This is a genomic window from Pseudoalteromonas piscicida, from assembly GCF_000238315.3.
GTDB classification, from domain to species: Bacteria; Pseudomonadota; Gammaproteobacteria; order Enterobacterales; family Alteromonadaceae; genus Pseudoalteromonas; species Pseudoalteromonas piscicida.
The window spans coordinates 3,338,141-3,350,244 of sequence record NZ_CP011924.1 but is presented as its reverse complement, the minus strand read 5'-3'; the positions used below and the strand labels follow the sequence as shown (position 1 = coordinate 3,350,244).

Genomic DNA, 12,104 nt, shown 5'->3' with positions numbered 1-12,104 from the left:
TTGCTACAGTAAATATTGGTATTATATTGCTACTATCAAGATGATGTTATACATCTCATCAGCAACAACAAAAATAAGGAAAGTGATGCAATTAGATACTCAAGAGCAACGCGTACTGGGTAGCTTAATCGAAAAGCAAGTCACCACCCCAGAACAATACCCCATGTCACTCAACGGCCTCACCAATGCGTGTAATCAAAAGTCGAATCGCGAGCCGGTGATGGAACTCTCTCAAAATGATGTGTTAGACACACTGACTCGCCTACAAGAAAAACGCTTAATTACCTGCGACGAAGCACTCTCTGGTCGCGTCGACAAGTACAGCCAGCGTTTTTGTAACAGTGATTTTGGCCACCTTAAAGTCAACGCGAAACAAAAAGCGATAATCTGTTTGTTGTTACTACGTGGACCACAAACGCCAGGTGAACTGCGTACCCGTAGCAGCCGCCTCGCAGAGTTCAGCTCCGTACAGGATGTTGAATCGACATTAAGTGCGATGCAAGAACATGATTATGTAGTTAAGCTTGCCAGAGAACCTGGAAAACGAGAAAGTCGTTATCAACACTTGTTTGGTGACCAAGTCGTTGAACCAACAGCGCCTGCAGAACCCATAACCTGCACCCAAAATGACAGCGAAATCGAAAGCTTAATTGCCGAGATTAAGCAATTAAAGCAAGAGCTCGCCACCATCAAAGCACATTTAGGGCTTTAAAAAGCGCGTCAGCACCAACATAATAGAAGTTTATCGCCCCGATAGTATTGAGGAACCAGTATGCGTGAAGCAATCATGGCTGAAATGAAAGTTCAGCCAATTATTGACCCAGAATTTGAAGTCAAACGACGTGTCTCATTTTTAAAAGCACGATTACAAGCCTCTGGCTGCTTCACCCTTGTGCTTGGCATAAGCGGAGGAGTTGATTCGTCAACCTGTGGACGCCTATGCCAGCTAGCTATCAATGAACTCAATGCTGAACATGGTACTGGGGCTTATAAATTTATTGCCATGCGCTTGCCGTATGGCGTTCAAGCTGATGAAGATGAAGCACAACTTGCACTCGAGTTTATCCAACCTAGTCAGCGCTTAACAGTCAACATCAAGCCTGCGGCCGATGCCATGCACGAGCAAGCACTTGCTGCCATGGCGGGTGGAAGCGTGCCACTGCCTTCACAAGCCAGCGTGGATTTTATTAAAGGAAACGTAAAAGCACGCCAGCGCATGGTAGCACAGTACGAAATAGCAGGCCTGACTCGCGGTTTAGTAGTCGGCACCGATCACAGCGCTGAAAACATCACGGGCTTTTATACCAAGTTTGGTGACGGCGCCTGCGACTTAACGCCCTTGTTTGGCTTATCAAAACGCCAAGTTCGCGCACTAGCGGCTTTTCTCGGGGCACCTGCCGGACTAGTACATAAAGTACCGACAGCCGATCTTGAATGCGACCGTCCAGGCCTTTCCGATGAAGAGGCGCTGGGACTAAGCTATGACAATATTGATGACTTCCTTGAGGGTAAGCCTGTTAGCAGTGAAGTGAACGACAAACTTATTACCATCTATCAGCGCACCCAACACAAGCGTCAGCCAATTCCTACGGTATACGACGAACAATAATATTGTTGGCAGGAGATAATTAATTATTCACCCTGCCCCCTAATCTCTCAATTCACAAGGTGATGAACTTATGAGCCCAGCAGCCGCACCTATTTTAATTACTGGTGGCGCACAGCGCATTGGACTTGCTTTGGTGAAACACTTTCTCGCTAAACAGCAAGCCGTCATATTGACGTATCGCACCAAACACCAAGTTATCAATGAACTCGAATCGCAAGGTGCTATTTGTATCAAGGCTGATTTTGACGAGCCAGAAGCAATCACGCAACTCAACAACCAAATTCGTGCCCATACCGACGCACTCAGTGCCATCATCCACAATGCATCGAGCTGGGATTGTGAAGCCAACAACCCTGACTTTTCAGCATTATTCGACAATATGATGCGGATCCACGCTAAAGTCCCTTATTTGATCAATCATGCCTTGAGCGACTTATTGACAGCTAGCAATAACGTCAGCGATGTGATCCATATTACTGACTATGTAGTAGAAAAAGGCAGTCCAAAACACATTGCCTATGCCGCAAGTAAAGCTGCATTAGATAACTTAACACGGTCATTTGCCGCTAAGTTTGCACCTAACATCAAAGTGAATAGCATTGCACCTTCTCTTATCATCTTTAATCAAGACGATAGTGACGAGTACAAGGCAAAAACCTTGAAAAAGTCTATTATGGGAATTGAGCCTGGTAGCAAAGAAGTTATCAATAGTGTCGACATGATACTCTCTAGCAACTATATGACAGGACGCACGGTACAAATCGACGGTGGCCGCCATTTGAGGTAACGCATTATGCAAGACAAATTACAACAGAGTTATAAAACGATTATTGAAGCCGTGGGTGAAGATGCAGACCGCGAAGGATTATTAGATACGCCAAAGCGCGCAGCGAAAGCGATGGAATATCTGACTCAGGGCTACCGTCAAACACTGGATGAAATCACCAATAACGCGGTATTCAGCTCGGATGCCGATGATATGGTGCTGGTCCAAGATATAGAGTTGTACTCTATGTGTGAGCATCACCTTCTACCTTTCGTTGGTCGTTGTCACATCGCTTATATACCTAATGGTAAAGTGCTTGGCTTGTCTAAATTTGCCCGCATTGTTGATATGTTTGCCCGACGTTTTCAAATCCAAGAGCAGCTAACTCATCAAATCGCCAAGGCCGTTGAGGAAGTCACCGGCGCAAAAGGCGTTGGCGTGATCGTTGAAGCCAAACATATGTGTATGATGATGCGTGGGGTTGAAAAACAAAACTCTAGTATGCGAACTTCTGTGATGCTTGGTAACTTCAGAAGCGACCCCAAAACCCGCAACGAATTTTTACAGTTAGTGAAAGGATAAGCACGCTATGTCGAATGCCATTATTAAGGTGACGAATTTAAGACTACGTACCTTTATTGGTTTTAATCCCGAGGAGCGGGAAAAAAAGCAAGATGTCGTGATCAATATTGAAATTCACTACCCAGCGGATACGGCATGTTTAGATCATGATAACGTGGCTCACGCGCTCAATTACAAAACAGTGACCAAAGCTGTCATCACACTGGTAGAAGAAGGGCATTTTTTGTTACTTGAGAAATTAGTGGCTGACATACTTGCTGAATGTCATCAACATCAAGACGTGACGTATGCAAAAGTCACCGTAGATAAACCGCACGCTTTACGGTTTGCTGACTCAGTGTCACTCACGCTTGATTGGTACAGAAGCTAAACTAAGAGATAAGACTCTGATATTCACTTCCTTGCCTTCTGGTGTTAAGAAATCACCTGTAAGGCAAGGTAAATCACCAGTGCATAACGAGCGCCTTTACCGAGCGCGACTAACACAAAAAACCACCCAAAAGAGGTCCGTAGAGATCCCGCTACCACGGTCAAAGGATCTCCAACTATGGGGAGCCAAGCAAATAGCAATGAAAACTTGCCGTAACGATTAAATAGTCCACAAGCCTTATCATATTGCTGTTGAGAAACCGGAAACCAGCGCTTATCCCGCCACTTAGCGATAAACCAGCCAAGATAATAGTTGACACAGCTACCAAGTAAATTACCCGTTGTCGCAGCCAGCCATAACCAAACTAATTCGCCTTGTTGTTTCACAACGAGCCCACTCAGCGCCAGTTCCGACGACGCAGGTAATAAGGTTGCGGCAATAAAAGCAAGCCCAAATAAAGAAAGGTAAATCATATCAACGGCTATAAGAAATTGGACTTTAAGAAATCATCTAAGTGGGGCAATATACTGAAATGCGCGCAAGACTTCAAAAACACTGACATGGAATCAAGGGATAGGCATGAAAACAACAATAAAAATGTTACTACTTAGCACCGTACTCACCACCGGATTAAGCGGCTGCAAGGCCTCTAACGAAGCGCTACCACAAGCAGACGATGGCTATCAGACCTATATCCACACCGGCGACTCCTTTAAACATTTGCAATTTACGGATATCAAAAACCAAGCCGTTAGGTTCGATGCTAATCACAAAAAGCTGGTGATTTTATTCGCGACGTGGTGCTCTGATTCACAACGTTTATTAAGTGAACTAAAACAATCAGAATTACTCACCCAAGCCGAGTTAACCATCGTTGCCATTGGTCGAGAAGAAACTAACACTACGCTTGAGCAGTTCAACGAAACCATGCAATTGCCCATCCATTTTGTTGCCGATCCCAATCGAGATATTTACAACACGTATGCCAATAAAGGCATTCCTAGAGTCATCTTGCTTGATGAACGCAACCGAGTGATGCAAACCCTCATCGGTGAGCAACCCAACACCTTATCAAAACTAAACTGGAATTAACGAGGTAACTATATGAATCCAGAAGTCGTTAGCATTCTCACGATGGCCAAAGTTATCCAAACCGCCGTTGCCCCTGTATTTTTAATTACGGGTATTGCTGCGACCTTAGGGGTACTATCAAACCGCTTAGCACGGATCACGGATAGGGCGCGTTTACTTGATCGCAAGATCAATACTACGCAAGATGAAGAGCTCAAAATGCACTTTAGCCGTGAAATGCGCGCACTATTAAAACGGTCTCGTTTTATTCACGTTGCATTTAGCATGAGTGTACTCAGTGCGTTGCTTGTGTGTGCAGTGGTTATACTGCTGTTCATGTCACACTTGTACAGTATGCCATTGGGCATTACGTTATCGTCTTGTTTTATCGCCGCTATGGTGCTGCTTATTGGCGCGTTTGTCTCTTTGCTTGGAGAAATTTTTCTGGCCACCCGCAGTATGCGCAGGGGCATGATATTCAAAGACATCGAGAGTTGATTATTTAAAACTAGTTGCTTCCGTCACAGGGCACTTATCGCAATTGTTTGATTATATTTGTAATTTACATTGAAAATAGGGAAAAATATTAGGGGTTTACTATGAAGAAACTACTTACCGTCACACTATTTAGCTGTCTTGCAGCAACAGCGCAAGCTAACACTATGTTTGAATCGGCTGAAGATGCAATTGAATACCGCCAAGCGTCTTTCCAATTGATCCGTTTCCAGATTGGCAATATGGGCGATATGCTAAAAGGCAAAGTACCATTTGATGCTGAAGTATTTAAGCAACGTGCTCACAATGCTGCGCAATTATCGCAAATGCCTTGGGAAGCATTTATCGACGGTTCTGACAAAGGCAATACTGATGCCCTACCAGCCGTTTGGTCAAACAGAGCTGAGTTCGATGGTAAAGCCAAGCAATTTGCCGAGTATGCTCAAGCACTGGCTGTTGCAGCTGACTCTGGCGACAAAAAGCTGATTGCTTCTGCATTTAAAGATTGGGCAAAAGGCTGTAAAGACTGCCATAAATCTTTTAAAGATTAATACCAATCGTATAAAAACAAAACAGCCGCATATTTGCGGCTGCTTACTATCTGAATATCTCGTCACTTGCTTGGCTATCACCAACGACACAGTAATTCAGACATCGCACTGAGTAACCCACAGCCCTGCTTAATCACACAGCCAAATTGAATTACTGTCAGTGCTAGACTCGTAGATGACCTCTAGTGATCAATCATCAATATAGTCGAAATCATCATCGCCTAGATTTCTACGTAGGCGTTTTTGCTCTAAGTAGTCGTCTAGCTTTCTTTTGACTTTACGCTTTTGCTTGTCATGTTGGTTACGACCCAACTTTTCGAATTCATCGTCTGCAAAATCATCATCAAGCGCATCGTAAGAGAATGTCTTACCCACAACTAACTCCAAAATAAAATAGTCATTAATAAAATGAGAGCCGTCTCTCAAGATCACTATTTAGCGCTAAATTGTCATTCTGAAAAGTGAGAGTTTCTTATCCTTACAATAAAAATTTTTTATTGCCTAATTCATTTTGACAAAAACAACTATATTTTAGTCAATTTCATCACTTTTAGAGCACATTAACTTTCAACAATAAAATACAATATATTGATTTTATTTGAGTTTATATTTGGCATTGTTCTTGTAACAATAATCATGCAACTGAGCCAATAAGGATCGACCATGAATAAAATTTTACTACTAACAGCAGCAACAATGATGACAACCACCGTCGCTGCACACGAAAAAAATAACATCACGTTTAGCGGTGACAATTGTGAAGTAGAATTTCAAAATGACGTTAGGATCACGCCTGATAACTTGGTGATCACAACAGCCAAAAACAAAACAGCTGAGATCAACAACCTTGGCGAACTGACACTCAATGGCGAGCGCATCGCACTTAATACACAGCAAAAAACGATGCTCACGCAATACGGTGATGAACTAAGAGGCCGCCTACCACAAGTGGCTGATATTGCTTTTGAAGGCATAAAACTAGCGGGCGTTGCCCTTAATGAAGTGGCGCAAACCTTTAATTTAACCAGTTTAGATAGCATCCATGCTGTGATCGATGACCTCGAAACAGAAGTGCAAAATACGTTTTATCAGCAAGGTGCGTTTGTGATGGGCAAGCAAACCTTTGATGAGTTTGGCCAAAATTTCGATAATCAGTTTGAAGAAAAAATCGAGACTGCAGTACAAGGTGCCATGATGCAATCGATAGGTAGCTTACTGGTTGCGATTGGCAACGAAATGTCAGATGCAAACGGTGATATGAGCAGCTTTGAACAGCGTATGGAAAACTTCGCAACACAAATCGAAACCAAAGTTGAACAACAGGCAGAATCTATTGAGAAAAAAGCAGACGCACTGTGTGGCGACTTTGAACAAATAGCGAAAAACGAAGCCATTGTCGCAAAGTCTATTCCCGCAATGTCAGAGTACCAACTGTTTAAATTTAAATAATCTGACGTTGGCATAACTTACTTTTAATTCAGGATACGTTATGCCAACCCTTTCCTTTGTGCATCAGCCAACTCCCCCAGCGTTTTAATCGCTTGCTCTACCGACGCATCCCACGGCAAACCATAACTGATACGTATACAATTTTGATACTTTTTGCTGGCACTAAATAACGTACCAGGCGTAATACTGATCCCGCACTCCAAGGCTTTTTGGAACAACAAGGCACCATCAACGTGCTTACCTAAGTCTAGCCACAGCACACAACCGCCTTGCGGGCGACTGACTCTTACCTCACTACCAAATGCAACATTCACCGCTTGGATCATACGATCTCGATTCTCAATTAACCGTTTACGGACCAACTTTAAATGGCGCTCGTAGCCTCCGGAGCTGAGAAAGTCCGCCAGAGCCCATTGATTCATTAAAGATGACGAACAACTCAACGCACGTTTTATGCGCTTTGCTTTTGCACTAAATTGACTGGCGACCATCCAACCCACTCGATAGCTGGGCGCTGCGGTTTTTGAAAATGACGCACATGTGATCACTAAGCCCTTTTGGCTAAATGCTTGTGCCGGTATGCCGCGCTGCTCGGTAAAATATAAATCACCATACACATCGTCTTCTATCAACACCACGTCACGTTGCTCTAATAGCGCCACCAGCTGCGCACGTCTCGTATCTGGCATAAAGCTACCAAGCGGGTTACTAATACTGGTAGAAAACACACACGCTCGAATATCATGCTTTTCAAGTGCCCGTTCAAGGTCGCTCAGCCAAATGCCATCATCCGGGCAAACAGGTATTTCAATGGCCTTTAACCCTAAGTTTTCAGCCAGTTCAACAATGCCAAAATAACAGGGAGATTCAATCGCTATCACGTCTCCGGGCTTGGTTACCGCTTGTAACGCAATCGCCAATGCTTCTTGCGCGCCATTGGTGATCACCACTTCATCCATGTCTATTGCTAAGCCCATATCCAAATAACGCCGCACGATTTGCTTTTTTAAACTATCTAAACCGTCCATAGGGCCATAATTAATGAGTTCATTCCCTGCTTCTTTCATTGCGCGGCGCATAATTTTGGCAAGAACCTGCTCAGTACCAGCAATGGCGATGGGGTTAGCGATACCTAAGGGGATTGCATGCGGCTGATGGATCCCCTTATACACTTGTTCAATCAGCGCCTGCTTGTTAACCACTACAGGTTTGGCGGGCAATCGTGCACGCTTCGGAGAGTCGTTGTGCGAAGCTCTGTGGCATAAAAAGTAGCCGGATTTCTCTTTGGCAATGACTTTTCCTTGATCTTCAAGTGCTTGATAGGCCTGCTTTACCGTTGGGATACTGACATTTAAGTTTTGCGCCATAACACGCAATGAGGGAAGCTTTTCGCCCGGTAAAATGGACTCTTGTTCTGCCATCGACAAGATCATTTGGATCACCTGCTGATAGAGAAAGGCGGAATGTTGGCGTTGAATAACGGTACTCATAAGCAATAATCTGTATAGGTATAAATTAGTAAATTCTGTATATAGCTTATACAGAATAACAGCGTAAACTACATACTTCCACTGCTGTTTGAATCTAGAGCCGATCATGAAAAATCTATTTCTTTACGCCATCACTGTGTTGATTTGGGGATCAACATGGCTTGCCATTGAATACCAACTTGGCAGCATCAACGAGTTTGTGTCGCTGTTTTACCGCTTTGGCCTCGCCGCGGTTTGTATGTGGGCGTTTGTCATCTATAAGCGTGTGCCAATGCGATTTTCTCGCCGAGATCACGGCTTTTTCATCCTCTTAGCGCTGTGTAATTTTGGTGCTAACTATCTCTTCTTGTATTGGGCTCAGGCACATTTAACGTCAGCGATGGCATCAATTGCGTTTTCATTATTATTGGTCGTTAACATCGTCAACACTAAGTTGTTTTTTGCCAAACCTATTGCAAAGCGAATTTACTTTGGTGCATCACTGGGCACGCTTGGGATAGTCAGCTTGTTTTGGCACGATTTGGTCGCATTTGATTTGCAAAGCGAGGCCTTCTTGGGATTATCATTAGCTCTATTAGGAACAGTGGTCGCGTCACTCGGTAATATGGTGAGCGTACGCAATTCCAATCAGCAAATTGATGTTATGGCGGGAAATGCGTGGGGCATGCTTTACAGCGCTGTCATGTTAGCAACCTATGTCGCCTTTAGTGAACATCAGTTTATCAACCAAGCGCCGGCATCATATTGGTGGTCTCTGATTTATCTCAGCGTGTTTGGCACCGTCATTGCCTTTGGTTGTTATTTCTCACTACTCAAGAATATTGGGCCTGAGAAAGCGAGTTATTTGATAGTGTTATTTCCTTTTGTTGCCGTGGTCTTGAGTACCTTATTTGAAGGCTTTGAGTGGCAGCAAAATACATTTATTGGGTTTATTTTGGTCACCCTAGGTAATGCGATTGTACTCACGCCTTTAGATCGCATCTACGCTTGGTTGTCCATTCGGTCCCCAGTTAGAAGTTGAAGTCTTACCAATGCTTTAGCTTCTTACTTTTCAGCGCCATTTTATAATGGCGCTTTTTTTATGCTCAGAGCTTGGCGGCAGCAGGTTATCGTCGCAGGCGTGCGCCCAACAATCTCACCATCAGCCTCAATGTCATAACCCTCTTGTTCGATAAAAAGCTCTGCAATGCGGCCGTGGTGCACATTTCTTGTACCCATATGACGTTTAAGTAGCATATTGACAAACAATACCATCCGCTGCCAATGCGTTTGCGGCGTGAACCATAGTAGCTCCAGCTGACCGTCATCAAGGCAAGCCATAGGAGCAGGAGTTAACCCTGCCCCAAAGTGTTTGCCATTCGCAAGTAACAACATCATACCCTGCTCAGGCCACGTATTGCTGTGATAGCGAATGAGTTTGGCAGTAAATAGCGACATTAATCCCGCATAGGTATAGCTCAGCTTTCCTAGCCGTTTGGTTTGTCCTAAGTTATTCATGACATGCGCGTTAAAGCCAATCCCAGCAACATTGACAAACCAGCGCCCGTCCACTTTACCCAAATCAATAGTTGTGACCTGATCTGCAAATACAGCTGCTCGCCACTGTGCTTTGGAATAATGAAACTGCCGAGCAAAATCGTTGCCAGTCCCCGCTGGCAGCAGCGCAAGCGTGTTATCCCGTTCAGCAATGGCATTGGCGACTAGGTGCAACGTGCCATCCCCCCCAATCACCACCACGCTAACTCCCGCCGTAGCAGCTTGAGCAATTGCGTCCCTATCTGCGACAAAGTTTCCAGTGGTATTAAACCAAGTTGCCGTCAACTGTTGTTGTGTTAATTGTTGCTTTAACCATGCAATTTGCGCTTTCCCCTCAGCACCCGCTAAAGGGTTGACCACCACCAGCATAAAAACCCTTAAATACAAAAACTCAACTTATATGAATAAAAAACCAAAACTAAAACCAAAAATCAAAAACAAAAACCACAAACACACATATTAATTGGGCTACAGCCTAATCAAGACAATCGCAACCATGCATAAACATGCAAAGAACCCATTAAAACAAAAATGAACAAACCATTAATTCATTAGTTATTTTTATCCGAAAACATCAATTTTTATCGTTTTAAATTTAAACAAATTGCGTGCAAAATAGCCTTGTTTTCAATCATAGCTTATTAGGAGCCAGACATGCTTAATTCAGCTGCACCTTGCAGCCCATCACAAAACACGTTTAACCAAACACAACCAACTAAACAACGTCGTATCAATTGGACGAAGTGGTTGGCAGTATGTGGTCAACACTTAGCGTTAAAAGACGTGATTATGTATAAGTAAGTCTGCACAGAGCATGGCGCCCCAACCCGCCATGCTCTCGTCAGCATTTGTTTCAATAGACCATAAAAGCACCACTTCAACCAGCATTTTTGTACAAAACCTCTTCGTCAAACCGCTAATTTCTAGCACAATTTTAAAAAAACCTCACTTTTAGCACATTTTTTAAGCAAACAGTTTAAAAACGGTTTACAGCGCCTAAATCGCTAAGTATTATCTTTGCCCATGGAGAGATGGCTGAGTGGTTGAAAGCACCGGTCTTGAAAACCGGCATACGTTAATAGCGTATCTAGGGTTCAAATCCCTATCTCTCCGCCATTTTTAAAGTATTGCGCCGGAGAGGTGGCCGAGTGGCTGAAGGCGCTCCCCTGCTAAGGGAGTATAGGGTTTGTAGCCCTATCGAGGGTTCGAATCCCTCCTTCTCCGCCATCACTTATAAGAAAACCGCTTAATTGCGGTTTTTTTATGTCTGCGATTTATCACTTCCACACACAACTGGTCAGATGTCTTTAACCTATGCTATGTTGAGATCTGATTGGGGAAATGAGTGTGACTAATGAAAATCCATGTCTTAGAAGGCTATATTCAACATATTTATCTGGTTGAACACGAAACGGGCCTGCTGTTACTCGATGGTTGCTGTCGTGCCGATGTTGAGTTGGTCTGCAACTACATCCAACAACTGCAAAAGCCACTAAGCGCACTCAAGCTGATTGTGGTCACGCATATGCACCCAGATCATGCCGGTGGCGCGCACAAACTCAAAAAACTCACGGGCGCAAAGATTGCGGCCGCAAATGCCCCCAGTCAGTGGTATCGTGGTATTGATGGGGTCATGATGCACCTCTCCGATATGGCACTGGCACTTTGGGTTGCAGGGAGAAAGCGCAAGGCCAAACGCAATCTTTGGTACCCAAGACAATTATCACCAGACTTTTACCTAGCCGATGGTGATAGCTTGCCCCACTTTAACGAATGGCAAGCGATACACACACCCGGTCATACGGATAGAGATTTGAGCTTGTATCATCTCCCCAGTAAGCGCATCTATGTGGCGGATTTGACGGTAAAAGTGAAAGGGCAATTTGTTGCGCCTTTTCCGGTATTCTATCCACGCTTGTATCGCCAATCTCTTGCCAAAGTAAAGGCACTACAACCCAACTCCGTGCTCTTGGCGCATCAAGGAGAGGTACTTGCAGAAGAAATTGATTTCAACGCACTGATAGCGCGCGCGCCCAAGCAGCCAATGACACATTGGCGCTCGGTGAAGAAGAAGACCAAAAAAGCACTAGGATTAGGAAACTAGCTTTCGTTGATAACCTGCACCAACTGCGCGATGTCCTCCTGACTATTATAAATATGTGGTGAGACACGAATACCGTAGCGA

General features: G+C 44.2%; 16 protein-coding genes and 2 tRNA genes. 14 read left to right on the top strand and 4 right to left on the bottom strand.

Annotated features, from left to right (window positions below; genetic code table 11):
• Positions 1–85 precede the first annotated feature (85 nt).
• From PPIS_RS15375 to folX, 5 genes are all read left to right on the top strand, one after another.
• Positions 86–712 (top strand): YceH family protein, encoded by a 627-nt coding sequence (locus PPIS_RS15375; protein WP_010378111.1) that lies wholly within the window; start codon positions 86–88, stop codon positions 710–712.
• Between the two features lie 60 nt (positions 713–772).
• Positions 773–1,609 carry an ammonia-dependent NAD(+) synthetase gene (gene nadE, locus PPIS_RS15370; RefSeq protein ID WP_010378109.1) on the top strand — a complete coding sequence of 279 codons (837 nt, stop codon included), beginning with the start codon at positions 773–775 and terminating at the stop codon, positions 1,607–1,609.
• Between the two features lie 70 nt (positions 1,610–1,679).
• On the top strand, positions 1,680–2,396 hold the full coding sequence (gene folM / locus PPIS_RS15365; RefSeq protein WP_010378107.1) for a dihydromonapterin reductase: 717 nt from the start codon (positions 1,680–1,682) through the stop codon (positions 2,394–2,396).
• A 6-nt stretch (positions 2,397–2,402) separates the two neighbouring features.
• Positions 2,403–2,957 carry a GTP cyclohydrolase I FolE gene (gene folE / locus PPIS_RS15360; RefSeq protein ID WP_010378105.1) on the top strand — a complete coding sequence of 185 codons (555 nt, stop codon included), beginning with the start codon at positions 2,403–2,405 and terminating at the stop codon, positions 2,955–2,957.
• Positions 2,958–2,964: 7 nt separating this feature from the next.
• On the top strand, positions 2,965–3,327 hold the full coding sequence (gene folX, locus PPIS_RS15355) for a dihydroneopterin triphosphate 2'-epimerase (protein WP_010378103.1): 363 nt from the start codon (positions 2,965–2,967) through the stop codon (positions 3,325–3,327).
• Between the two features lie 44 nt (positions 3,328–3,371).
• Here the strand turns inward: folX and PPIS_RS15350 are convergent, their stop codons facing one another.
• Positions 3,372–3,800 carry a YqaA family protein gene (locus tag PPIS_RS15350; RefSeq protein WP_010378101.1) on the bottom strand — a complete coding sequence of 143 codons (429 nt, stop codon included), beginning with the start codon at positions 3,798–3,800 and terminating at the stop codon, positions 3,372–3,374.
• 106 nt (positions 3,801–3,906) lie between these two features.
• Here PPIS_RS15350 and PPIS_RS15345 point away from each other — a divergent pair, with 106 nt between their 5' ends.
• The 3 genes from PPIS_RS15345 (at position 3,907) to PPIS_RS15335 (ending at position 5,444) form a co-directional block, all read left to right on the top strand.
• The gene (locus PPIS_RS15345) at positions 3,907–4,419 is read left to right on the top strand and encodes a TlpA family protein disulfide reductase (RefSeq protein ID WP_010378099.1); all 513 of its coding nucleotides are present in this window, start codon (positions 3,907–3,909) and stop codon (positions 4,417–4,419) included.
• A gap of 12 nt (positions 4,420–4,431) precedes the next feature.
• Entirely contained in the window at positions 4,432–4,896 is a 465-nt protein-coding gene (locus tag PPIS_RS15340; protein ID WP_010378098.1) for a DUF2721 domain-containing protein, read from the top strand.
• A gap of 101 nt (positions 4,897–4,997) precedes the next feature.
• A complete protein-coding gene (locus PPIS_RS15335) occupies positions 4,998–5,444 on the top strand; it encodes a c-type cytochrome (RefSeq protein WP_010378096.1) in 447 nt (148 codons plus the stop codon).
• Between the two features lie 189 nt (positions 5,445–5,633).
• Here the strand turns inward: PPIS_RS15335 and PPIS_RS15330 are convergent, their stop codons facing one another.
• Positions 5,634–5,819 carry a PA3496 family putative envelope integrity protein gene (locus tag PPIS_RS15330; protein WP_010604204.1) on the bottom strand — a complete coding sequence of 62 codons (186 nt, stop codon included), beginning with the start codon at positions 5,817–5,819 and terminating at the stop codon, positions 5,634–5,636.
• Between the two features lie 288 nt (positions 5,820–6,107).
• Between PPIS_RS15330 and PPIS_RS15325 the strand changes: the two genes are divergently transcribed.
• Positions 6,108–6,893: a DUF2884 family protein gene (locus PPIS_RS15325; protein WP_010378093.1), complete on the top strand. Its 786-nt coding sequence runs from the start codon at positions 6,108–6,110 to the stop codon at positions 6,891–6,893.
• Positions 6,894–6,931: 38 nt separating this feature from the next.
• Here PPIS_RS15325 and PPIS_RS15320 read toward each other — a convergent pair whose 3' ends face one another.
• Positions 6,932–8,491 carry an aminotransferase-like domain-containing protein gene (locus PPIS_RS15320; RefSeq protein ID WP_010378090.1) on the bottom strand — a complete coding sequence of 520 codons (1,560 nt, stop codon included), beginning with the start codon at positions 8,489–8,491 and terminating at the stop codon, positions 6,932–6,934.
• Here PPIS_RS15320 and PPIS_RS15315 point away from each other — a divergent pair.
• The gene (locus tag PPIS_RS15315; protein WP_010378088.1) at positions 8,490–9,404 is read left to right on the top strand and encodes a DMT family transporter; all 915 of its coding nucleotides are present in this window, start codon (positions 8,490–8,492) and stop codon (positions 9,402–9,404) included. The genes PPIS_RS15320 and PPIS_RS15315 overlap by 2 nt on opposite strands.
• 41 nt (positions 9,405–9,445) lie before the next feature.
• Here the strand turns inward: PPIS_RS15315 and PPIS_RS15310 are convergent, their stop codons facing one another.
• Positions 9,446–10,288, bottom strand: coding sequence for a diacylglycerol/lipid kinase family protein (locus PPIS_RS15310; RefSeq protein ID WP_010378086.1), 843 nt, complete (start codon positions 10,286–10,288; stop codon positions 9,446–9,448).
• Between the two features lie 285 nt (positions 10,289–10,573).
• Here PPIS_RS15310 and PPIS_RS25155 point away from each other — a divergent pair, with 285 nt between their 5' ends.
• The 4 genes from PPIS_RS25155 (at position 10,574) to PPIS_RS15295 (ending at position 12,023) form a co-directional block, all read left to right on the top strand.
• Positions 10,574–10,720, top strand: a complete 147-nt coding sequence (locus tag PPIS_RS25155) for a hypothetical protein (protein ID WP_017219379.1) — start codon at positions 10,574–10,576, stop codon at positions 10,718–10,720.
• Between the two features lie 224 nt (positions 10,721–10,944).
• Positions 10,945–11,035 (top strand) — tRNA-Ser (locus PPIS_RS15305).
• Between the two features lie 18 nt (positions 11,036–11,053).
• Positions 11,054–11,146, top strand: a tRNA-Ser gene (locus tag PPIS_RS15300).
• A 127-nt stretch (positions 11,147–11,273) separates the two neighbouring features.
• Positions 11,274–12,023, top strand: coding sequence for an MBL fold metallo-hydrolase (locus PPIS_RS15295; protein ID WP_010378083.1), 750 nt, complete (start codon positions 11,274–11,276; stop codon positions 12,021–12,023).
• Positions 12,024–12,104 lie beyond the last annotated feature (81 nt).

Excerpts from the sequence above, each read along its gene's own strand:
- PPIS_RS15320 (WP_010378090.1), bottom strand. The coding sequence starts at position 8,491 with ATGATCGGCTCTAGATTCAAACAGCAGTGGAAGTATGTAGTTTACGCT.
- PPIS_RS15335 (WP_010378096.1), top strand. The coding sequence starts at position 4,998 with ATGAAGAAACTACTTACCGTCACACTATTTAGCTGTCTTGCAGCAACA.
- PPIS_RS15340 (WP_010378098.1), top strand. The coding sequence starts at position 4,432 with ATGAATCCAGAAGTCGTTAGCATTCTCACGATGGCCAAAGTTATCCAA.
- PPIS_RS15350 (WP_010378101.1), bottom strand. The coding sequence starts at position 3,800 with ATGATTTACCTTTCTTTATTTGGGCTTGCTTTTATTGCCGCAACCTTA.
- PPIS_RS15325 (WP_010378093.1), top strand. The coding sequence starts at position 6,108 with ATGAATAAAATTTTACTACTAACAGCAGCAACAATGATGACAACCACC.
- PPIS_RS15375 (WP_010378111.1), top strand. The coding sequence starts at position 86 with ATGCAATTAGATACTCAAGAGCAACGCGTACTGGGTAGCTTAATCGAA.
- folX (WP_010378103.1), top strand. The coding sequence starts at position 2,965 with ATGTCGAATGCCATTATTAAGGTGACGAATTTAAGACTACGTACCTTT.
- PPIS_RS15315 (WP_010378088.1), top strand. The coding sequence starts at position 8,490 with ATGAAAAATCTATTTCTTTACGCCATCACTGTGTTGATTTGGGGATCA.
- PPIS_RS15295 (WP_010378083.1), top strand. The coding sequence starts at position 11,274 with ATGAAAATCCATGTCTTAGAAGGCTATATTCAACATATTTATCTGGTT.
- nadE (WP_010378109.1), top strand. The coding sequence starts at position 773 with ATGCGTGAAGCAATCATGGCTGAAATGAAAGTTCAGCCAATTATTGAC.
- folE (WP_010378105.1), top strand. The coding sequence starts at position 2,403 with ATGCAAGACAAATTACAACAGAGTTATAAAACGATTATTGAAGCCGTG.
- PPIS_RS15345 (WP_010378099.1), top strand. The coding sequence starts at position 3,907 with ATGAAAACAACAATAAAAATGTTACTACTTAGCACCGTACTCACCACC.
- folM (WP_010378107.1), top strand. The coding sequence starts at position 1,680 with ATGAGCCCAGCAGCCGCACCTATTTTAATTACTGGTGGCGCACAGCGC.
- PPIS_RS25155 (WP_017219379.1), top strand. The coding sequence starts at position 10,574 with ATGCTTAATTCAGCTGCACCTTGCAGCCCATCACAAAACACGTTTAAC.
- PPIS_RS15310 (WP_010378086.1), bottom strand. The coding sequence starts at position 10,288 with ATGCTGGTGGTGGTCAACCCTTTAGCGGGTGCTGAGGGGAAAGCGCAA.